The sequence below is a fragment of the Streptomyces sp. NPDC026515 genome (genome assembly GCF_055567595.1).
Map to the genome: position 1 here is coordinate 777,992 of NZ_JBVHQD010000001.1, position 19,877 is coordinate 797,868.

The 19,877-nt window shown below is 73.1% G+C and carries 19 protein-coding genes; 11 read left to right on the forward strand and 8 right to left on the reverse strand.

What is annotated here, in order from left to right:
* Window positions 1-103 precede the first annotated feature (103 nt).
* Entirely contained in the window at window positions 104-1,630 is a 1,527-nt protein-coding gene (locus ACZ4O3_RS03335) for an NCS1 family nucleobase:cation symporter-1 (protein WP_362718359.1), read from the forward strand.
* A 24-nt stretch (window positions 1,631-1,654) separates the two neighbouring features.
* Here the strand turns inward: ACZ4O3_RS03335 and ACZ4O3_RS03340 are convergent, their stop codons facing one another.
* Both ACZ4O3_RS03340 and ACZ4O3_RS03345 read right to left on the reverse strand, forming a co-directional pair.
* A complete protein-coding gene (locus tag ACZ4O3_RS03340; RefSeq protein WP_362718356.1) occupies window positions 1,655-2,335 on the reverse strand; it encodes a hypothetical protein in 681 nt (226 codons plus the stop codon).
* Between the two features lie 237 nt (window positions 2,336-2,572).
* Window positions 2,573-2,851 carry a GlsB/YeaQ/YmgE family stress response membrane protein gene (locus tag ACZ4O3_RS03345; RefSeq protein WP_384990017.1) on the reverse strand — a complete coding sequence of 93 codons (279 nt, stop codon included), beginning with the start codon at window positions 2,849-2,851 and terminating at the stop codon, window positions 2,573-2,575.
* Between the two features lie 236 nt (window positions 2,852-3,087).
* Here ACZ4O3_RS03345 and ACZ4O3_RS03350 point away from each other — a divergent pair, with 236 nt between their 5' ends.
* The 6 genes from ACZ4O3_RS03350 (at window position 3,088) to ACZ4O3_RS03375 (ending at window position 10,869) form a co-directional block, all read left to right on the forward strand.
* Window positions 3,088-3,450, forward strand: a complete 363-nt coding sequence (locus tag ACZ4O3_RS03350; protein WP_467720980.1) for an ArsR/SmtB family transcription factor — start codon at window positions 3,088-3,090, stop codon at window positions 3,448-3,450.
* Between the two features lie 236 nt (window positions 3,451-3,686).
* Complete coding sequence (locus ACZ4O3_RS03355) at window positions 3,687-5,384, forward strand: LCP family protein (RefSeq protein ID WP_467720981.1); 1,698 nt, start codon at window positions 3,687-3,689, stop codon at window positions 5,382-5,384.
* 760 nt (window positions 5,385-6,144) lie between these two features.
* Window positions 6,145-7,908, forward strand: a complete 1,764-nt coding sequence (locus ACZ4O3_RS03360) for a gamma-glutamyltransferase family protein (protein ID WP_467721013.1) — start codon at window positions 6,145-6,147, stop codon at window positions 7,906-7,908.
* 110 nt (window positions 7,909-8,018) lie between these two features.
* Window positions 8,019-8,867, forward strand: a complete 849-nt coding sequence (locus ACZ4O3_RS03365; protein WP_467720982.1) for an inositol monophosphatase family protein — start codon at window positions 8,019-8,021, stop codon at window positions 8,865-8,867.
* Window positions 8,868-8,953: 86 nt separating this feature from the next.
* Window positions 8,954-10,363 carry a phytoene desaturase family protein gene (locus ACZ4O3_RS03370; RefSeq protein ID WP_362729255.1) on the forward strand — a complete coding sequence of 470 codons (1,410 nt, stop codon included), beginning with the start codon at window positions 8,954-8,956 and terminating at the stop codon, window positions 10,361-10,363.
* A complete protein-coding gene (locus tag ACZ4O3_RS03375; protein ID WP_362729257.1) occupies window positions 10,360-10,869 on the forward strand; it encodes an O-acetyl-ADP-ribose deacetylase in 510 nt (169 codons plus the stop codon). The genes ACZ4O3_RS03370 and ACZ4O3_RS03375 overlap by 4 nt, the downstream gene beginning before the upstream one ends.
* 57 nt (window positions 10,870-10,926) lie before the next feature.
* Here the strand turns inward: ACZ4O3_RS03375 and ACZ4O3_RS03380 are convergent, their stop codons facing one another.
* Genes ACZ4O3_RS03380 through ACZ4O3_RS03390 form a run of 3 tightly spaced genes read right to left on the reverse strand, consistent with a single transcriptional unit; the run spans window position 10,927 to window position 12,780 of the window.
* Window positions 10,927-11,502 (reverse strand): substrate-binding domain-containing protein, encoded by a 576-nt coding sequence (locus ACZ4O3_RS03380; RefSeq protein ID WP_467720983.1) that lies wholly within the window; start codon window positions 11,500-11,502, stop codon window positions 10,927-10,929.
* Window positions 11,468-11,866 carry a LacI family DNA-binding transcriptional regulator gene (locus ACZ4O3_RS03385; protein ID WP_467720984.1) on the reverse strand — a complete coding sequence of 133 codons (399 nt, stop codon included), beginning with the start codon at window positions 11,864-11,866 and terminating at the stop codon, window positions 11,468-11,470. Before ACZ4O3_RS03385 ends, ACZ4O3_RS03380 begins: the two co-directional genes overlap by 35 nt.
* Window positions 11,863-12,780 (reverse strand): LysR family transcriptional regulator, encoded by a 918-nt coding sequence (locus ACZ4O3_RS03390; protein ID WP_467720985.1) that lies wholly within the window; start codon window positions 12,778-12,780, stop codon window positions 11,863-11,865. Before ACZ4O3_RS03390 ends, ACZ4O3_RS03385 begins: the two co-directional genes overlap by 4 nt.
* A 145-nt stretch (window positions 12,781-12,925) precedes the next feature.
* Here ACZ4O3_RS03390 and ACZ4O3_RS03395 point away from each other — a divergent pair, with 145 nt between their 5' ends.
* From ACZ4O3_RS03395 to ACZ4O3_RS03405, 3 genes are all read left to right on the forward strand, one after another.
* Window positions 12,926-13,819: an SDR family oxidoreductase gene (locus ACZ4O3_RS03395; RefSeq protein ID WP_467720986.1), complete on the forward strand. Its 894-nt coding sequence runs from the start codon at window positions 12,926-12,928 to the stop codon at window positions 13,817-13,819.
* Window positions 13,820-13,934: 115 nt separating this feature from the next.
* Entirely contained in the window at window positions 13,935-15,413 is a 1,479-nt protein-coding gene (locus ACZ4O3_RS03400) for an AlkA N-terminal domain-containing protein (RefSeq protein ID WP_467720987.1), read from the forward strand.
* Window positions 15,414-15,423: 10 nt separating this feature from the next.
* The gene (locus tag ACZ4O3_RS03405) at window positions 15,424-15,906 is read left to right on the forward strand and encodes a methylated-DNA--[protein]-cysteine S-methyltransferase (RefSeq protein ID WP_362732763.1); all 483 of its coding nucleotides are present in this window, start codon (window positions 15,424-15,426) and stop codon (window positions 15,904-15,906) included.
* 173 nt (window positions 15,907-16,079) lie between these two features.
* On the opposite strand, the gene ACZ4O3_RS03410 is transcribed toward ACZ4O3_RS03405, so the two are convergent.
* From ACZ4O3_RS03410 to ACZ4O3_RS03420, 3 genes are read right to left on the reverse strand one after another with little or no spacing between them, the layout of a single operon-like run.
* Window positions 16,080-16,808: an SIR2 family NAD-dependent protein deacylase gene (locus ACZ4O3_RS03410; RefSeq protein WP_467720988.1), complete on the reverse strand. Its 729-nt coding sequence runs from the start codon at window positions 16,806-16,808 to the stop codon at window positions 16,080-16,082.
* Between the two features lie 59 nt (window positions 16,809-16,867).
* On the reverse strand, window positions 16,868-17,362 hold the full coding sequence (locus ACZ4O3_RS03415; RefSeq protein WP_362730658.1) for an NUDIX hydrolase: 495 nt from the start codon (window positions 17,360-17,362) through the stop codon (window positions 16,868-16,870).
* Window positions 17,359-18,462, reverse strand: a complete 1,104-nt coding sequence (locus ACZ4O3_RS03420) for an ADP-ribosylglycohydrolase family protein (protein ID WP_467720989.1) — start codon at window positions 18,460-18,462, stop codon at window positions 17,359-17,361. Before ACZ4O3_RS03420 ends, ACZ4O3_RS03415 begins: the two co-directional genes overlap by 4 nt.
* 141 nt (window positions 18,463-18,603) lie before the next feature.
* Between ACZ4O3_RS03420 and ACZ4O3_RS03425 the strand changes: the two genes are divergently transcribed.
* The gene (locus ACZ4O3_RS03425) at window positions 18,604-19,740 is read left to right on the forward strand and encodes a glycerate kinase (RefSeq protein ID WP_467721014.1); all 1,137 of its coding nucleotides are present in this window, start codon (window positions 18,604-18,606) and stop codon (window positions 19,738-19,740) included.
* The last annotated feature ends 137 nt before the right edge of the window (window positions 19,741-19,877 follow it).

Below are 19,877 nucleotides of genomic sequence, written 5' to 3' on the forward strand. Positions count from 1 at the left end.
CCCGCCGTCCCGGGAAGGGGGTCAGGGCGCACCCCACACGCGTACCCCCCCGCCCCGCCCGCACGGCCTGTCTCCCGTCCCGTCTCCTCCCGATTGGCCTGCCATGACCGACACCGCTCCCACGGCCATACCGCCGTCCGGTCAAGTAACCACCTCCGACGGGCGCGTAGAGCTCGCCCCGGGCTCCCCGCCGCCGGCCGGGCCCTACGCCAACGAGGACCTGCTGCCGGTCCCCGTCGAAAAGCGCACCTGGACCACGTACAACTTCTCCGCACTCTGGGTCGGCATGGCCCACAACACGGCGTCCTGGACCCTGGCCTCCGGGCTGATCGCGGTGGGCATGGACTGGAAACAGGCCGTGTTCACCATCGCCCTCGCCAACCTGATCGTCCTCGTCCCGATGCTGCTCACCGGGCACGCCGGACCGAAGTACGGCATCCCCTTCCCGGTCTTCGCCCGCGCCAGCTTCGGCGTGCGCGGAGCCAACCTCCCCGCCGTCGTCCGGGCGTTGGTGGCCTGCGGCTGGTTCGGCATCCAGACCTGGATCGGCGGCGAGGCCATCTACTTCCTGGCCGGCAAGCTCATCGGCGACAGCTGGGCGAACGCCTCGCACATCGGCGGCCACGCCTGGACCATGTGGCTGTCGTTCGCGCTCTTCTGGGTGCTCCAGGTCGCCATCATCTACCGGGGCATGGAGACCATCCGCCGCTTCGAGAACTGGGCCGCGCCCTTCGTGATCGTCGGCGCGGTGGTGATGCTGATCTGGATGAGCAACAAGGCCGGGGGCCTCGGACCGCTCTTCGACCAGCCCTCCAAGCTCGGCTGGGGCGGCGACTTCTGGAAGCTGTTCTGGCCCTCGCTGATGGGCATGATCGGTTTCTGGTCCACCCTGAGCCTGAACATCCCCGACTTCACCCGGTACGGCAAGAGCCAGAAGGCGCAGACCTGGGGCCAGGCCCTCGGCCTGCCGACCACCATGACCCTGTTCGCGTTCCTGTCGGTCCTGGTGACCTCCGGCTCCCAGGCCGTGTACGGCGAGCCGGTCTGGGACCCGGTCCAGCTGGCCGCCAAGACGGACAACGTGGTCGGGCTGCTCTACGCCCTGGTCACCGTCCTCGTCGCGACCCTGTCCGTGAACATCGCGGCCAACCTGGTGTCCCCGGCGTTCGACTTCTCCAACGTCGCGCCCCGGAAGATCAGTTTCCGCACCGGCGCCCTGATCACCAGCGTGCTCGCCGTGGTGATCTTCCCCTGGAAGCTGTACTCCGACCCGCAGGGCTACATCTTCACCTGGCTCGGCCTGGTCGGCGGTCTACTCGGCACGGTCGCCGGCATCCTCATCGCCGACTACTGGCTGCTGCGCCGCACCCGCCTAGACCTGACCGACCTGTACCGCACGGGCGGCCGCTACTGGTACGACGGCGGCTGGAACTGGCGGGCGGTCCTCGCCTTCCTCGTCGGAGGCGTGCTCGCCATCGGCGGCGCCAGCTTCAAACCGCTGATCGACGGCCGCCCGATCCCGGCGCTGTCCTCGCTCGCCGACTACGGCTGGGCGGTCGGTCTGGGTACGTCGCTGGTGCTGTATCTGGGCCTGTCGCTGCTGATCAGGCCCACCCCCCGAGCGGCGTGAGCGCGAAGGGCGGCCGGTACTGCCTCACTGGCTGCCCTTCAGCGCGGTCACCGCGCTCTTCGCGGCCTTGATGGCGCCCTTGTTGATCTCGTCCGTGTCCGGCGCCTTCTTGTTCTCGAAGTCGCTGCCGTTGTAGGTGACGACCACCAGAGCGTTGGAGACCTGGGCCATCACCACGCCCTCACGGGTCTGCTGCTTGTCCTCGGTGGTGAGGTTCACCACCGAGTAGCCGCTGTCGCCGAGCCCCGGCACGGCTCCGCCGCCGCTCTTCTCCGCGACCCGCTCCTTGTACTCCTTCGCCGCCGCCGCGTTCGTGTCCATGATCTCGAAGGAGACGTCGAGCCAGCGGTAGTCGTAGCCCTTGAGCGCGTTCCAGGAGCAGGTGCGGCGCAGCTTGGTGTCCGTGGAGGGGATCTCCTTGCCGGCCGTCTTGGCGCCCGGCACCAGCGACTTGATGGTGGCCGCGGGGATGCTCCCGCAGGGCGCGGGCGCACCGCCGTACGTCTTGGCGGCCGCCGTCGACGCGGCGGACGAGGACGGGTCCTCGCTCGTCGACCGGCCGGCGGTCTGCTGGGCCGAGGTGTCACCGGAGGCGGTGCCGGCCGTCTTGTCCGGACCCGATGCCATCGCCCAGCCCGCACAGGCGAGCACGGCGACCGGCGTCAGGCGCGCGGTGAGGGCGAGTGGCAGTGGTAGAGAACGCAAGTCGCACTTCTCGTGGGGGACGGTGTGCCGAGGTGTCCACACTGCGGACGGGACGCCAGTGTCACACGACTCCCCGTGGGGTGGAAGTGGAATCGACGCCTTGACTGTGCGGTGGGCGCTTACGCCCTGTTGACAGAGCTCGCGAGCCCGTCCCCGTACATCCGGAATGTCGTGTGGCCGCGGTCCGCGTACTTCCGGAATGTCGTGACTGCATCGGGCCCGCAAAGGTGACCGGGGTCACCGCCGTGCGCGGTCCCGCGAGTTGCCGAACAGCAGCCGGTAGGCGATGAGGAGGACCAGGGAGCCGGCGATCGCGGCGCCCCAGGTGTAGAGGTCGAAGAACTGCTTCTCCACCGGGCGGTCGAGGAAGCGGGCCGAGAGCCAGCCCCCGACGAAGGCGCCCGCGACGCCGATGAGGGTGGTGCCGATCAGGCCGCCCGGGTCACGGCCGGGCAGCAGGACCTTGGCGATGGCTCCGGCGAGGAGGCCCAGGATGATCCAGCTGATGATGCCCACGTTCGTCGTCCTCCCGGTGCGGGGTGGTGCCTTGCTCAGTTGCCTTGTTGCGCAAGCTTATGAACGGCGGAGGCCGACGGCAGCGCCTGACGCCGAGCCGTCGAAGATCTGTCACCCGCTCATGACAATGCGGGGAACACGTGGAGGACATTCCGGGGAGGTCGTGCGGGCGGCCGTGACCGCGCGCCTACACTGAGTGCACTTCTGTGTGACGACGGTGAGGGAGGGAGCGGGCTGTGGCCGAGGACCTCGACGGCGTCACGGACCCCTCCGACGGGGTGCTGACGGAGGCGGCCGCGGTGTTCGGGCTGCTCGCCTCGCCGGCCCGGCTGCACCTCGTGTGGGCGCTGTCCCAGGGTGAGAGCGACGTGACGTGCCTCGCCGACCGGGTCGGCGGCGCCCTGCCCGCGGTCAGTCAGCACCTGGCCAAGCTCAAGCTCGCCGGCCTGGTCCGGTCCCGCCGGGAGGGGCGCCGGCAGATCTATTATGTGGACGATCCGGACATCGTGACCGTGGTGCGGGTGGCCGTCGGACAGCTGACCGCCCGAACGTACCAAGTTCCGGCACCGGTGCGACGGTTGCGCGAGGCCGGGGTCTGAGCGCGCGGGTACGGTCCCGACGCCTGTGACGCGTCTCGGGTTCCGCGAGGGTTCCCGGGCGTTTCCATGAGATCACTCACCTGTGAAATCCGCCGGGAGCTGTGCTGCTCGGGCCATGGGTTTGTTAGATTGCGCAATCACGCAACCCAAGTGGGCCCACATCGCGCCTTCCCGTACACCGCCGGGTACGGGTCGACCCGACCGTCGCGGGCCCCACCCGTTCATGGGAGTGGAAGATGACCGACCCGTGGGACGGCCCGGGGGGGCAGGCCACGCGGAGCCGCACCGACCGGGTGCCCGGACAGCGCGGTGCACTGCCTGACGGGACGCGCCCGACCGGCGGCCGGGCCGCGGCCCGGCAGGCGGCCAGGAACCGCGGCGGCAAAGGGGCCCGGCGGGCCAGGCCGACCGGCCGCGGCAGGCGGGCGCTGAAGATCCTCGGCGTGGTCACCGCCGTCCTGGTCCTGGTCACGGCCGGCGCGGGCTGGTGGTTCTACCAGCACCTGAACGGCAACATCAACAGCGTCTCCCTGGACGGCAAGGGCGGCACCGAGAAGGCCGACGCGTTCGGCCGGACCCCGATCAACATCCTGGTGATCGGCTCGGACGGCCGGACCAGCTCCGAGGACTGCAAGCTCGGCGGCGGCTGCAGGACCACCGGGGTGCAGACCGGCAACGGAAACGCGGACGTGGAGATGGTCGTCCACATATCCGCGGACCGCTCCAACGCCACGGTCATGAGCATCCCCCGCGACACCATGGTCAACGTGCCGGCCTGCAAGGACAAGGCGAGCGGCCAGTCCACGTCCGGCTACTACGGCCAGGTCAACAGCGCCCTGGAGTACGGGCCCGCCTGCCAGGTCGACACCATCCACCAGCTCACCGGCATCACCATCGACCACTTCGTCAAGCTCGACTTCTCGGGCGTGGTCAAGATGTCCGACGCGGTCGGCGGTGTCTCCGTCTGCGTCAGCTCCAACGTGTACGACACCTACTCGCACCTCAAGCTGTCCAAGGGCCCCCACACCCTCAAGGGCGAGGCCGCGCTGGAGTTCGTCCGCTCCCGGCACGGCTTCGGAGACGGCAGCGACCTCGGCCGCACCGTCTCCCAGCACATCTTCCTCAGCGCGATGATGCGCAACTTCAAGAGCGCGGGAACGCTCACCGACCCCACCGCGGTCTACAAGCTCGCCGACGCCGCCACCAAGGCGCTCACCGTGGACGACGGCCTCGGCAGCGTCAAGAAGCTGATATCGCTCGCGGCCGACGTGAACAAGGTCCCCACCAAGCGGATGACCTTCACCACCATGCAGACCGCCCCGGACCCGAACAACAGCAACCGCGTGGTGGTCGGCGACGGCGCCAAGGACCTGTTCGCCACGATGGCCAACGACCAGTCGCTGACCACCGGTTCCGGCAAGAAGTCGTCGGCGGCCGACGCCACCGGAAAGCCCAGGGCCACCACCGCGACCGTACCCGCGGCCCAGATCGCCGTGACCGTCGAGAACGGCACCGACATCACGGGCCGCGCCTCCGCGATCGCCGGCGCCCTGATCTCGCAGGGCTTCAACAGCGGTACGAGCACGGCCAACGCGCCCGACTCCGCGACCACGACCACCGTGACCTACGGCAGCGGCGACAAGGCCGCGGCACAGACCGTCGCCAAGGCGCTGGACGTGCCCACCTCGCACGTCAAGCAGGGCACGGGCACCGGCGTGACCCTGGTCATCGGCAGCGACTGGACCACCGGCACCAGCTACCCGGCCAAGTCCGGCGACACCAAGGCCGCCGTCTCCAACGCCAACGCCTCCACCGCCGACGACTCCAAGACCTGCGCCAAGGTCAGCCCCTACAGGACGGTCAGCCTCAACGGGGTCGCCATGACACCGGCCCAGGCGTACGCGGCGAGCAACAAGCCCGACTCGGACGACTAGGGCGTGTTGCGAAAATCCCGTCTGCCGTGCGACACCATGCACGCACGCTCGCCGAACCGGGCGAAAGCCCGAGTACATCCCGTACGAGGACTTCCGCCGGGCACGCCGGGAGCACGCGCCTGACGTGGCACGGCCCGCCCTTCGGGCGAACGACGGGACTTTCGCAACACGCCCCAGGACGCGCGTCGCCGGGGGTGCTCGACGCGGATGCGCAGCGGGGCGAGCAGGTCGTTCACGTAGTGGCGGCCGGCCGGGGTGTCCAGCTCCAGCGGTGCCTCGGAGGACGGCTCGGGCAAGCGGGGCCGTGCTCCGGTTCGCACAGGGCGCACACCTCGCCGGAGAGCAGGCCCGAGTCCTGGCGCGAGGGCCAGCGCAGGCCCACCGCCCAGTCGGCCTGGCCGCGGATCCAGGAACCCCGGCGGCGGGTGCGCGGACAGGCCGGGGCCTCGGCCTGCACGAGCCGGACTCGCCGGGTGGCTGGGGCACACGTCGCCGACCCTCACCCCTCGACCACTACGCCCACTTCATGCCGGAGACGGCAAAGAAAAGGGAGGCGGGGAAGAACCGGAGGCGGGGAAGAAGAGGAGCAGGGCGGTCGATAGCCTTCCGGGGGAGTGGGCGAAGGAGACCCCTGGCGGGACATCCCCAGATTCTCCCCAGGCCCCCTCGTGAGCGCCCGTCATCCGGGCCGATACACGTAAAGAGCGAGGTGGGAGACCCTGTGTTCACGACCCGACCGACCCTCCAGGGCACCTTCGGCATGGTGTCCTCCACGCACTGGCTGGCCTCCCAGTCGGCGATGGCGGTCCTGGAGAACGGCGGCAACGCGTACGACGCGGCCGTCGCGGGCGCGTTCGTCCTGCACGTGGTCGAGCCGCACCTCAACGGACCCGCCGGCGAGGTACCGATCCTGCTCGCCCCGGCCGGCGGCGAGGTGCGGGTGCTGTGCGGGCAGGGCGTGGCCCCCGCCGGCGCCACCGTCGCCCACTACCGGGGGCTCGGACTGGACCTGGTCCCCGGCACCGGCCCGCTGGCCGCGGCCGTTCCCGGCGCCTTCGACGCCTGGCTGCTCCTGCTGCGCGACCACGGCACCAAGCCGCTGGACGAGGTCCTGGCGTACGCGGTCGGGTACGCCGAGCACGGGCACCCGGCCGTGGAGAACGTCGGCGCGACCGTGGCGAGCGTACGGGAGCTGTTCGAGACCGAGTGGACCTCGTCGGCGGACCTGTACCTGCCCGGCGGCCGTGGGCCCCGGCCCGGCGAACTGCTGCGCAACCCGGCCCTCGCGGCCACCTGGCGGCGGCTGCTGGCGGAGACCGCGGGCGCCGGGGACCGCGAGGCGCGGATCGACGCGGCCCGTGCGGTGTGGCGCACCGGCTTCATCGCGGAGGCCCTGGTCCGGCAGGCCGCCCGCCCCACCATGGACACCAGCGGCGAGCGGCACACCGGCACCCTCACCGCCGCCGACCTGGCCGGCTGGTCCGCGAGCTACGAGCCCCCGGTGTCGTACGAGTGGAACGGCTGGACCGTGTGCAAGGCGGGCCCCTGGAGCCAGGGCCCGGCCTTCCTCCAGCAGCTCGCGCTGCTGCCGCCCCGCCTCTCCGAGCTGCCCGCGTACGGCTCCGCCGACTACCTGCACCTGCTGATCGAGGGCTGCAAGCTCGCCATGGCCGACCGCGAGGCCTGGTACGGGGACGCGGCCGAGGTACCGCTGGCCGAACTGCTCTCGGACGCCTACAACGCGGAGCGGCGCGGGCTGGTCGGCGCCGAGGCCTCCGCCGAGCTGCGGCCGGGCAGTCCCGGCGGCCGGGTGCCCCGGCTGCCCGGGTACGCGCGCCTGGAGGCCGCGCGCGGCACCGCCTTCGATCCGATGGGCGCCGGTGAGCCGACGGTCGCGCAGGTCGCCGCCGACGGCACCACCCGGGGCGACACCTGCCACCTGGACGTCGTCGACCGCTGGGGCAACATGGTCGCCGCCACCCCCAGCGGCGGCTGGCTCCAGTCCAACCCCGTCGTCCCCGAGCTGGGCTTCCCGCTGGGCACCCGGCTCCAGATGGCCTGGCTGGAGGAGGGCCTGCCGAACTCCCTCACCCCCGGCCGCCGCCCCCGGACCACGCTCACCCCGTCCGTCGCCCTGCGCGACGGAGTTCCGGTACTGGCCTTCGGCACGCCCGGCGGTGACCAGCAGGACCAGTGGCAGCTGCACTTCTTCCTCGCCGTCGCGCTGCGCGGGGAGGTGCGCGGCGGCCTCGACCTGCAGGGCGCGATCGACGCGCCGAACTGGCACAACGACAGCTTCCCCAGCTCCTTCTACCCACGCGGGCGCCGCCCGGGCAGCGTGACCGTCGAGTCGCGGACGGACCCCGCGGTGGTGGCGGAGCTGCGGCGGCGCGGCCATGACGTGACGGTCGGGCCGGCCTGGTCGGAGGGGCGGCTGTGCGCGGTGGCCCGGGACCCGGAGACCGGGGTGCTGTCGGCGGCGGCGAATCCGCGCGGGATGCAGGGGTACGCGGTGGGACGCTGACCCGGCAGGCCGGCCGTCCACTGATCGGCGGCACCGGTTGTTCGTGCGTATTCCACGTTCCGTACATCCGGGCGGGGGGGATTGTCAGTGACGCGTGCTCTCATGGAGGCATGATCGAAGCAACGGAGACCATCGACGAGTTTCTCCTCCAGCACGCCGGTGACGTCGAGGACGCCATCCACAAGGCCGCCCGGACCGAGATCATGCCCCGCTGGCGCCGGCTCGCCGACCACGAGATCGACCAGAAGAGCGGCCCGCACGACCTGGTGACGGACGCCGACCGGCTCGCCGAGAGGTACCTCACCGGGGCACTGGGCGCCCTGCTGCCGGGTTCCGTCGTGGTCGGCGAGGAGGCGGTCCACGCGGACCCGGAGAGCTACGGGGCGCTCCAGGGCGACGCGCCGGTGTGGATAGTAGATCCGGTCGACGGCACCCGCCAGTTCGTGCGCGGCGAGGACGGCTTCTGCACCCTGGTCGCGCTCGCCCACCGGGGCGTTCTGCTCGCCTCCTGGACCTACGCCCCCGCCCGCGAGCAACTCGCCACGGCGGTACGGGGCAAGGGTGCCTTCCTGGACGGCGTACGGCTGCACGCCGGGCCTCCCGCAGCGGGCCAGGACCTGCGGATCGCCACCTCCCACCCGGACTACACGACGGACGCGCAGAAGCGCGCGCTGTTCGCCCTGTGGGTCGACGGCGTCGCCCCGCGCGCCTGCGGCTCGGCGGGTCTCGAGTATCTCGCCGTCGCCCGGGGCGAGTTGGACGCGACCGCGTTCTCCTGGGAGGCCGCCTGGGACCACGCGGCCGGGCTGCTGCTGGTGGAGGAGGCGGGAGGCGCCCACCTCACGCTCGCCGGTGTGCCGTTCCGGATCACGGGGGACAACGCGTTGCCCTTCACCGCGGCCCGCGACGCGGCCACCGCCCACCGGGTGCGGGACCTGCTGCGGAACCCGCACTGGTAACCCCGGACGAGGGCGGTGTCAGTCCAGCGGCATATCCTGAATTCGAGTGGCCAATCGGCTGACGAAGGGGTGCGAAGGTGCCGTCGATGCTCGATGCGGTCGTGGTGGGGGCGGGACCGAACGGCCTGACGGCCGCCGTGGAGCTGGCCCGGCGCGGCTTCTCCGTCGCGGTCTTCGAGGCACGCGACACCGTGGGCGGCGGGGCCCGCACCGAGGAGCTCACGCTGCCGGGCTTCCGGCACGACCCGTGCTCCGCGGCGCACCCGCTCGGCATCAACTCGCCCGCGTTCCGGGCCCTGCCCCTGGACCGCTACGGCCTGGAGTGGCTGCACCCCGAGCTGCCGATGGCCCACCCCTTCCCGGACGGCCGGGCCGCCGTACTGGCCCGCTCGGTCGCCGAGACGGCCGCCTCTTTCGGACCGCGTGACGCGGGCACCTACCGCAGGCTGGTCGAGCCGTTCCTGGCCCACTGGGACACCCTGGTCCGGGACTTCATGTCCCTGCCGCTGACCGCGCTGCCCCGCGACCCGCTCACCCTCGCGCGCTTCGGCCTGGTAGGGCTGGAGCCCGCCGCCCTGCTTGTGCGCCGCTTCCGTGAGGAGCGGGCCAGAACCCTCTTCGCCGGCCTCGTCGCCCATGTCATGGCCCCGCTCAGCGGGTTCGCCACCGGTGCCGTCGGCCTGGTCTTCGCGCTCGCCGCGCACGCCCGCGGCTGGCCGGTGGCCCGGGGCGGCTCGCAGGCCGTCTCCGACGCCCTGGCCGCCTACCTCGGGGACCTCGGCGGCGCGATCCACACCGACTACGAGGTCAAGCGCCTGGACGACCTGCCGCCCGCGCGGTCGTACATCTTCGACACCTCGCCGACCGCCCTCGCCCGCATCGCCGGCCTCGGCAACTACTACCAGGACTACCGGTACGGCCCGGGCGTCTTCAAGATCGACTATGCGCTGGACGGGCCGGTCCCCTGGACTGCCCCGGAGGCCCGCCGCGCCGGGACCGTGCAGATCGGCGCGGACAGCGCGGAGATCGGCACCGCGCTGCGGGCCGCCTCCCGCCAGGGCCGCGCCCCCGACCGGCCGTTCATGATCACCGTGCAGCCCGGCGTCGTGGACCCGTCCCGCGCCCCCGAGGGCAAGCAGGTCTTCTGGGCCTACGCCCATGTGCCGAACGGCTGGACCGGCGACCTCACCGACGTGATGGAACGCCAACTGGAGCGTTTCGCACCGGGGTTCCGCGATCGCGTGCTGGCCCGCGCCACCGCGGGACCCGCCGAACTCGCCGCCCGCAACGCCAACTACGTCGGCGGCGACATCGGCACCGGTGCGGTCTCCGGCCTGCAGATCCTGCTGCGCCCCAAGCTCTCCCTGTTCCCTTACGGCACCCCGCACCCGGCCGTCTTCATCTGCTCGTCGGCGACCCCGCCCGGCCCGGGGGTACACGGGATGTCGGGACACAACGCGGCCAAGGCCGTCTGGAGGAGGCTGAGACAGTCATGACCCGCATCACGCTCGTCCAGGGCGACATCACCCGGCAGACCGCCGACGCGATCGTCAACGCGGCCAACTCCTCGCTGCTCGGCGGCGGAGGCGTCGACGGTGCCATCCACCGGCGCGGCGGCCCGGCGATCCTGGAGGACTGCCGCAGGCTCCGTGCCGGGCACTACGGCAAGGGCCTGCCCACCGGCCAGGCCGTCGCCACCACCGCCGGCGAACTCGACGCCCGGTGGGTCATCCACACCGTCGGCCCCGTCCACTCCCGCAGCGAGGACCGCTCCGAGCTGCTGGCCTCCTGCTACCGCGAGTCCCTCAAGCGCGCCGACGAACTCGGCGCGCACACCGTCGCCTTCCCCGCCGTCTCCACCGGGATCTACGGCTGGCCGCTGGACGACGGCGCCCGGATCGCCATGGCGACAGTCCGGGAGGCGGACACGGCCGTCGAGGAGGTCCGGTTCGTGCTCTTCGACGAGCGGGCCTACGAAGCGTTCGCCGCGCAGCTGCCCTGAAGACGGGTCAGGTCGCGGGGGAGTCCGCCGTGGCCCCCGCTCCCGGGACGGGTGCGCTCACGCGGACTCCCGCACCATGATCCGCGCCGGGACCGGCACCAGGGCCGCCGGGTCCAGCCCCAGCGCGGTGCGCGCCGCCGGCCGGCCGTGGGCCTCCGCGTCGATGTGCCCGGTGGTCGGGGCGGGCGTGCTCAGCTCGCCGTACCCGGTGTCGTCGTAGCCGATCACCGCCATGTTGCCGCCGGGGACGGACAGGCCCGGGTCGTGCAGGGCCCTCAGGGTGCGCAGGGCGAGGCCGTCGTCGAAGGCGGCGACCGCCGTGACGCCCGGATGGCCCTCGCGCAGCCCGGCGACCGCGTCGGTGCCCGCCCGCCGCGGTCGCTCCACCGTGACCGGGACCAGCGGCGGCAGGCCGAGGCTGTGCGCGGTGTGCTCGGCGGACCGCCGCCGGGCCCGGGCCCGCGCCGAGTCCTCCTCGGGGAGGGCCGGCGCGATCCGGCGGTGCCCGTGCTCGGCCAGATCCCGGATCTGCAGGGCCGCGTGCGCGGCGAGGCCGTCCCACCGGCAACCGCCCCCAGGCCCTTTAGGCAGTGACCGGTCAGGTGCGGCTTCGCGAACCGGATGATGGCGCACGGGGTGATCGCGTCCAGCACCTGCCGGGTCGCCGCCGCCGGGTGCCGGCCGTGCCGCACCGGCAGGACATGCCCGTGCGCGGCGAGTTCGTCGTCCAGACCGCGCACGCAGCCGCGCGAGCAGTTGCCCTCCAGACCCCGGTCCAGATCGAGGGCCACCACCCGGGAGCCGCCCTCGCGCAGGACGCGCCACCCCCGTGCGGGACATGGCCGAGGTCGCGTGCCGCCTGCCGTACCCGGTCACGGGTGGCGGCCGGGACGGACTGCCGCGGATCGTCGTCGAGGACGAAGCCGACCGTGGCACGCGAGACACCGCCGGCGACGGCCACGTCGTTCGGCGTGCCCCGGCCCGGCCTGCCCGTCACCCGGTCCCGATCCGCGATTTCGGCCGTCCGGTCCCGGCAGCGCCGACCGGGACCAGATGGGCCTCGGCCGCCCTTCGGAACGCCGGCAGCAGGCGATGGCGGTCGCCCTTCCGGGTGGCCAGGACCACCTGGACGGGGTCCGCGTCCACGACCGGCACGAGGACGATGTCCGGCCGCAGGCTGCCCCGGAAGCCGGCCGGCGCCAGTGACACCACCTCACCGCTCGCCACCAGCTCCAGCTTGTCCTCCAGCGTGTCCACCAGGGCGCCCAGGTTGGTGTGACCCGCGGGATTCGCACCGATCCGGTCGGCGCCGGTGAAACGGGGGAGCGGCTCGTCGGCGAAGTCCGCGAGCGTGACCGACTCCCGGCCCGCCAGCCGGTGGCCGAGCGGTACCAGCAGCACCCGCGGCTCGTCGTACAGGACGGTGATGTCCAGGCCGTCGGAGGTGAACAGGAAGCGGGTCACCACCACGTCGACCCGGTGGTCGAGGAGCGCGTCGCGCGGTTCGTTCCAGTCCACGTGCAGGGTGCGCACGTCGGCCTCCGGATGGCGGTGCCGGATCTCCCGTACGGCAGGGGTGACGATCTGGTGAGTGGTGTACCCGACCGTGAACGGGCCCTGCGCGGCCGCCGAACGGGCGCTCGCGGCGGCCCGGGCGGCACTGCGCAGCAACTCCCTGGCCTGCGGCAGAAAGGTCTCGCCGGCCTCGGTGAGCCGGGTGCCGCGCGGAGTGCGATCGAGCAGCCGCACGCCCAGCTCCCGCTCCAGACGCCGGATCTGCCGGCTCAGCGACGGCTGGGCCAGACGCAGCGCGTCGGCCGCCCGGCCGAAGTGCAACTCCTCGGCGACCACGGTGAAGTAGCGCACCAGGCGCAGCTCCAGGTCCACCGGCGGTACGAGGGAATCGGGCACTCCACGACTCTACTCCCGCCGCCGTGAGCTGCGGTCATGACCGCGGGGGCATCACCGGGTGCGGAACAGGTCTTGGACCCCGGCCCCGGGCCGGACGCAGGCTGGAGCCATCCCATCCCATTCACTCTCCGTGAGGTGATTCGTCATGCGTGTGTTCGTCACCGGCGCCACCGGGTTCATCGGCAGCGCGGTCGTCCGCGAACTGCTCGGCGCCGGGCACCAGGTGCTCGGCCTGGCCCGTTCGGACGCGGCTGAGGCGGCCCTGAAGGAGGCGGGAGCGGAGGCCCACCGCGGCGACCTGAACGACGTCGACGGCCTGCGGGCCGCGGCGACCGCGGCGGACGGGGTGGTCCACACGGGCTTCAACCACGACTTCTCCGACATGCCCGGAGCCCTGCGCACCGAACTCGCCGCCCTGGCGGCCTTCGGTGACGCCCTCGCCGGCTCCGGCCGCCCCCTGGTCATCAGCTCCGTGACCGGACTGCTCGCCCCGGGCCGCCTCGGCACCGAGACGGACGGACCCGACCCCACGGCGCCCGGCGCACACCGGGGCGAGTCCGAGCGGGCCGCCCTCGCCCTGGCCGGGCGCGGGGTACGGGTCTGCGCGATCCGCCTCGCGGCCTCGGTGCACGGCGCCGGCGACCACGCCTTCGTCCCGCACCTCATCGGCCTCGCCCGGGACAAGGGCGTCGCCGGCTACCCGGGCGACGGCGCCAACCGCTGGCCCGCCGTGCACCGCCTGGACGCGGCGGTACTGTTCCGCAAGGCCCTGGAGAGCGCACCGGCCGGTGCCGTGCTGCACGCGGCCGCCGAGGAGGGCGTACCGCTCCGCGCCATCACCGCGATCGTCGCCCGCCGTCTCGGCCTGCCGCTGGTGTCCCTCGCGCCCGAGGAGGCGGCCGCCCACTTCGGCTGGATGATCCGTTTCGCCGGCCACGACAACCCGACGTCGAGCACCGCGACCCGCGAGCGCTACGACTGGCGCCCCGGGCAGCCGGACCTGCTGGCCGACCTCGACCAGGACCACTACTTCGGCTGAGAGGGCCACGCCTCCCCAGCAGGCCGCGGGGGCCACCGGCGCTCCCGGAGGTCAGCGCACCTACGTGTCGGATTTCCGCCAGCATCGGCCGTGTCCGGTGGCCGATGCTGGACCCATGCAGAAAGGGACGCACCTCGACCGAGAGCACTGTGTACGGGCCGTGCAGTCGAAGGACGCACGCTTCGACGGCTGGTTCTTCACGGCCGTCCTGACCACCCGCATCTACTGCCGGCCCAGCTGCCCGGTGGTCCCGCCCAAGCCCGAGAACATGACGTTCTACCCGAGCGCGGCCGCCTGCCAGCAGGCCGGCTTCCGGGCCTGCAAGCGCTGCCGCCCCGACACCAGTCCCGGCTCCCCGGAGTGGAACCAGCGCGCCGACCTGGTCGCCCGGGCCATGCGGCTGATCGCCGACGGGGTCGTGGACCGCGAGGGCGTGCCCGGCCTCGCCACCCGCCTCGGCTACAGCCCCCGGCAGGTCGAACGCCAGCTCCTCGCCGAACTCGGCGCCGGCCCGCTGGCCCTCGCCCGCGCCCAGCGCGCCCAGACCGCCCGCCTGCTCATCGAGACGACCGCCCTGCCGATGGCGGAGATCGCCTTCGCGGCGGGCTTCTCCTCGATCCGCACCTTCAACGACACCGTCCGCGAGGTCTTCGCGCTGTCCCCGAGCGAGCTGCGCACGAGGGCCCCGAAGAGCGCGTCCAGCGCCCCCGGAGCGCTGTCCCTGCGGCTGCCCTTCCGCGCCCCCCTCAACCCCGACAACCTCTTCGGCCACCTCGCGGCCACCGCCGTACCCGGCGTCGAGGAGTGGCGGGACGGCGCCTACCGGCGGACCCTGTGGCTGCCGTACGGCCACGGCATCGCGGCCCTCGCCCCGAAGCCCGATCACATCGCCTGCCGGCTCACCCTCAGCGACCTGCGGGACCTGCCCGTCGCCATCAGCCGCTGCCGGCGGCTGCTCGACCTGGACGCCGACCCGGTCGCGGTCGACGACCAGCTGCGCACCGACCCCGTGCTGGCCCCGCTGGTGGACAAGGCGCCCGGCCGCCGCGTGCCCCGCACGGTCGACGAAGCGGAGTTCGCGGTGCGGGCCGTCCTCGGCCAGCAGGTCTCCACGGCCGCCGCCCGCACCCACGCGGCCCGCCTCGTGACCGCCCACGGCACCCCCGTCGACGACCCCGAGGGCGGCCTCACCCACCTCTTCCCGACCCCCGGGGCCCTGGCCGGACTGGCCCCCGAGTCCCTGGCGATGCCCCGCACCCGACGCGCCACCTTCACCACCCTGGTCGGCCGGCTCGCCGACGGCACCCTCCACCTGGGCGTCGAGTGCGACTGGGCCGAGGCACGCGCCCGGCTCCTCGCCCTGCCCGGTTTCGGCCCCTGGACCGTCGACGTCATCGCCATGCGCGCCCTCGGCGACCCCGACGCCTTCCTCCCCACCGACCTCGGAATCCGCCGCGCGGCCCTGGAGCTTGGCCTGCCCGGCACTCCGGCCGCCCTCACCGCCCGCGCGGCCGGCTGGCGCCCCTGGCGGGCCTACGCGGTCCAGTACCTGTGGGCGACCGACAGCCACCCGATCAACTTCCTGCCCGTGTAAGGACTCTGGCGTGAAGAACCACACCGTCACCGACAGCCCCTACGGCCCCCTCACCCTGGTCGCCGAGGACGGCACCCTCTGCGGCCTCTACATGGAGGACCAGCGCCACCGCCCGCCCGAGGAGAACTTCGGAGCCCGTGACGACGACCTGTTCGCCGAGGCCGAGGAACAGCTGACCGCTTACTTCGCGGGCGAGTTGAAGGAGTTCACCGTCGAACTCCGGCTGAACGGCACCCCGTTCCAGCGCAGCGTCTGGGAACAGCTGCGCCTGATCCCCTACGGACAGACCCGCTCGTACGGCGAACTCGCCGACGCCCTCGGCAATCCACGGGCCTCCCGGGCGGTAGGCCTCGCCAACGGCAAGAACCCGATCGGCATCATCGTGCCCTGCCACCGCGTCATCGGAGCGAACGGCGGCCTCACCGGCTACGGCGGCGGCCTGCCCCGCAAGCGGCGCCTGCTGGCCCTCGAACGCGACGGGGGCCTCTTCTAGGGCGTGTTGCGAAAGTCCCGTCTGCGGTGCGACGCCATGCACGCACTCTCGCCGCACCGGGCGAAGGCCCGAGTACATCCCGTACGAGGACTTCCGCCCGGCACGCCGGGAGCACGCGCCTGACGCCGCACGGCCCGCCCTTCGGGCGAACGACGGGACTTTCGCAACACGCCCTAGCCGGTCCGCAGCTCCGCGAGCAGCCTCGGCAGCGCGGTTCCGATCGGCTCCCGGACGATCGCGTCGGCCAGTTCGTCGTAGGGCGTGGGTTCGGCGTTGACGATGACGAGCCGGGCGCCGTGGTCGGCCGCGACGCCCACGAGGCCGGCGGCGGGCTGCACCTGGAGGCTGCTGCCGACGGCGATGAACACGGTGCAGGCCTTGCTGATGGCGAGGGCCTCGCCGATGACGACGGGGTCGAGGTTCTGACCGAACATGACGGTCGCGGACTTGAGGATGCCTCCGCACTCCAGGCACGGCGGATCGTCCTCGCCGGCTTCGACGCGGGCGATCGCGTCAGCCATCGCTCCCCGCGCATGGCACCTGGTGCACACCACCCCGTGTGCCGAGCCGTGCAGTTCGATCACCTTGCGGGCGGGCATCCCGGCGAGCTGGTGAAGCCCGTCGACGTTCTGCGTGACGACCCGGACCGGGACCCCGGACCTGTCGAGCTCGGCGACGGCCAGGTGCGCGGCGTTGGGCTCGGCCCGGAGCGCACGGTTCGTGCGCCGCATCTGCCAGGACCGGCGCCGGATCTCGGGGTCGCCCATGTAGCAGTCATAGGTCACGAGCTTCTCGGCCTCGGGGTCCCTGCGCCACAGACCGTTGGGGCCGCGATAGTCGGGGATCCCGGAGTCGGTCGAGATGCCGGCGCCGCTGAGGATGGCCACGAGGGGCTTGGTCATGTGTTCGAGGGTAGGGCGGGGGCGGCGCGGGCGGCGAACGGTTATCGACCGTTCCGGGATCACCCCGCGCGGTGGCCGTTCTCCAGTTCCGCGGTGCCCGCGCCCTCGTCCAGCACGTCCAGTGCGGCCAGCACGCGGTGGCCCAGGGAGCCCGGCAGGTAGGTGAGGAGATCCGCGCGGGGGACCAGCCGCCAGGAGAGCAGTTCCTCCTCCTGGAGGCGGATCGCCCCGAGGTCGGCGTCGGTGACGACACCGCCGTCGTACAGGTAGGCGACGATCGGCGGCCGGCCCGCGCCGTGCACCCAGTCCACCGCGAGCAGCGGGCCCATCTCCCGGTCCAGGCCGATCTCCTCCAGGGTCTCCCGGCGGGCGCCCTGACGCGGGGTCTCCCCGTCGTCGGACTCGACGGTCCCGCCGGGCAGCGCCCAGCCGTCCCGGTAGTTCGGCTCGACGAGCAGCACCCGTCCCTCGGCGTCCCGGAGGAGCGCGGCAGCCCCGGCGAGGATCCGGGGCAGGCTCGCGATGTACGCGGCGTAGGCGTCAGTCGTGGTCACTCGGGAAGGGTATCGAGGGCGGGCCCGGGACCCGTCCGGGCGAGTCGCAGGGTGCGCTCCGCCAGGTCGCTGATGCGGGACCGGTCGAACCCGAAGACGGCGCTGCGGACCGTGTCCTCCAGCGGCTCCTTCCACTGGTCCGGGATGGCCGCCGCGCCGGTCAGCACCCCGGCCACCGAGCCCGCCGTCGCGCCGTTGGAGTCGGTGTCCAGGCCGCCGCGCACGGTGAGGGCGACGGTCCGGGTGAAGTCGCCGTCGCCGTAGAGCAGCCCCGCGGTGAGCACGGCCACGTTCGGGACGGCGTGGATCCAGCCGAGGCCCGCGGTCTCCCCGGACACGGTGGCAAGGGTGTCCTCCCAGCTCATCCGGGTCTCGTACAGGGAGACGACCCGGCGTACGGTCCGCGCGAGCCGGCAGCTCGCCGGTACGACCGTGAGCGCGCTGTCGATCGCCTGCCGCACGGTCGGCGCGGTGAACGCCGCCGAGATCAGCGCGGCGGCCCACATCGCGCCGTAGACCCCGTTGCCCGTATGGGAGAGCACGGCGTCCCGGCGGGCCAGGGCGGCGGCCCGGTGCGGGGCGTCCGGGCAGGTCCAGCCGAAGATGTCGGCGCGGATCAGGGCGCCGATCCACTCCTGGCAGGGATTGTCGTGGGTGGCGGTGAGCGGCGGTTCGAGGCCGTTCGCGAGGTTGCGGTAGGCGGCCCGCTCCGCCGTGAAGGTCTGGAGGTAGGGCAGTCGCAGCAGCCACAGCTCACCGACCTGCTCGGTGCTGAAACCGAGACCGTGGGTCTCCAGGAGGTCCAGGCCGAGGATCGCGTAGTCGACGTCGTCGTCCTGGCAGCTGCCGTGGATGCGGCCGCGCACGCACCGGCGCCACTCGGGCCGCAGCGCGATCGCGTCGCTCTCGTCGGCGGGCTCGGGGAGGTAGTCGGTGAGCGGCAGGGCGGCGGCCCGCCGCAGATAGCCGTCGATGCGGTCCCTGGTCCACACGTCGCCCCGCTCGACCGGCTTGCCGAGCATGTTGCCCGCGATACGGCCGAGCCAGCCGCCGAGCACCCGGTCGGCGAGGTCCGGGCCGGCGGTGCCGTCGTTGCCCATGGCTGTGGTCTACCCGGTTTCGCAGGCGGCTCCCAGGCCTTTCCCGGGCTTCGGCCGGGGAATGACGGCGAGGGTGTCCTCCGGTTAAGGTCACAGCGGCGCGACTGGCCTTGACGTGCGCGAGGCCCGGAGAGCAAGGGGATACAGGTGACACAGCGCGTGCTCATCGCCGCGGACAAGTTCAAGGGGTCGCTGACGGCCGTGGAGGTCGCCGAGCGGGTCACTGCGGGGCTCCGGCGGGTCGTGCCCGGCCTGGAGGTGGAGGCGCTGCCCGTCGCTGACGGCGGGGACGGCACAGTGGCCGCCGCTCTCGCCGCCGGCTTCGAACGCCGCGAGCAACCGGTCGCCGGGCCACTGGGACAGGAGGTCACCGCCGCGTTCGCGCTGCGCGGCGACACCGCCGTGGTGGAGATGGCCGAGGCGAGCGGACTGCAGCGGCTGCCGTCCGGTGTCCTCGCGCCGCTGACGACCTCCACGTACGGCTCCGGAGAGCTGCTGCGGGCCGCGCTGGACGCGGGCGCCCGCACGATCGTCTTCGGCGTCGGAGGCAGCGCCACGACCGACGGCGGCGCCGGCATGCTGTCCGCGCTCGGAGCACGGTTCCTGGACGAGGACGGCGAGCCGGTACCGCCGGGCGGCGGCGGCCTCGCCCACGTGGCCCGCGCCGACCTGTCCGGCCTGGACCCGCGCCTGTCCTCGGCCGACCTGATCCTCGCCAGCGACGTCGACAACCCGCTCACCGGCCCCAAGGGCGCACCGGCCGTCTACGGCCCGCAGAAGGGCGCCTCGCCGGACGACGTCGAGATCCTGGACGCCGCCCTGGCCCACTTCGCGAAGATCCTGGAGGCCGAGACCGGCCCGCGCGCGGCGGGGTACGCCGTGGCGCCGGGCGCCGGGGCCGCCGGCGGCATCGGATACGGCGCCTTGCTGCTCGGCGCCCGCTTCCGCCCCGGCATCGAGGTCATGCTCGACGTCCTCGGCTTCGCGCCCGCTCTGGAGCGGGCGTCGCTGGTGATCACCGGCGAGGGCTCGCTGGACGAGCAGACGCTGCACGGCAAGGCGCCGGCGGGGGTGGCCGCGGCCGCGCGCGCCGCCGGCAAGGAGGTCGTGGCGGTGTGCGGGCGGCTCGCCCTGGCGCCGGCCGAGCTCGGGCGGGCGGGGATCCGGCGGGCGTATCCGCTGACGTCCGTGGAGCCGGACATCGCGAGGTGCATCGCGGACGCGGGACCGATCCTGGAGCGGGTCGCGGAACAGATCGCCGGGGACTTCCTGACCTGATCCCCCGGGCGCGGGAACGGCACAGGGCCCCGGACCGATCGCGGATGCTGTTGGTTAATCCGGGGCCTTACGCCTTCTTCGCCCCGCCGATCGTCTGGTCGGCGGGGCGAAGTCGTGCGAAGTGGCTGGTACGGGTG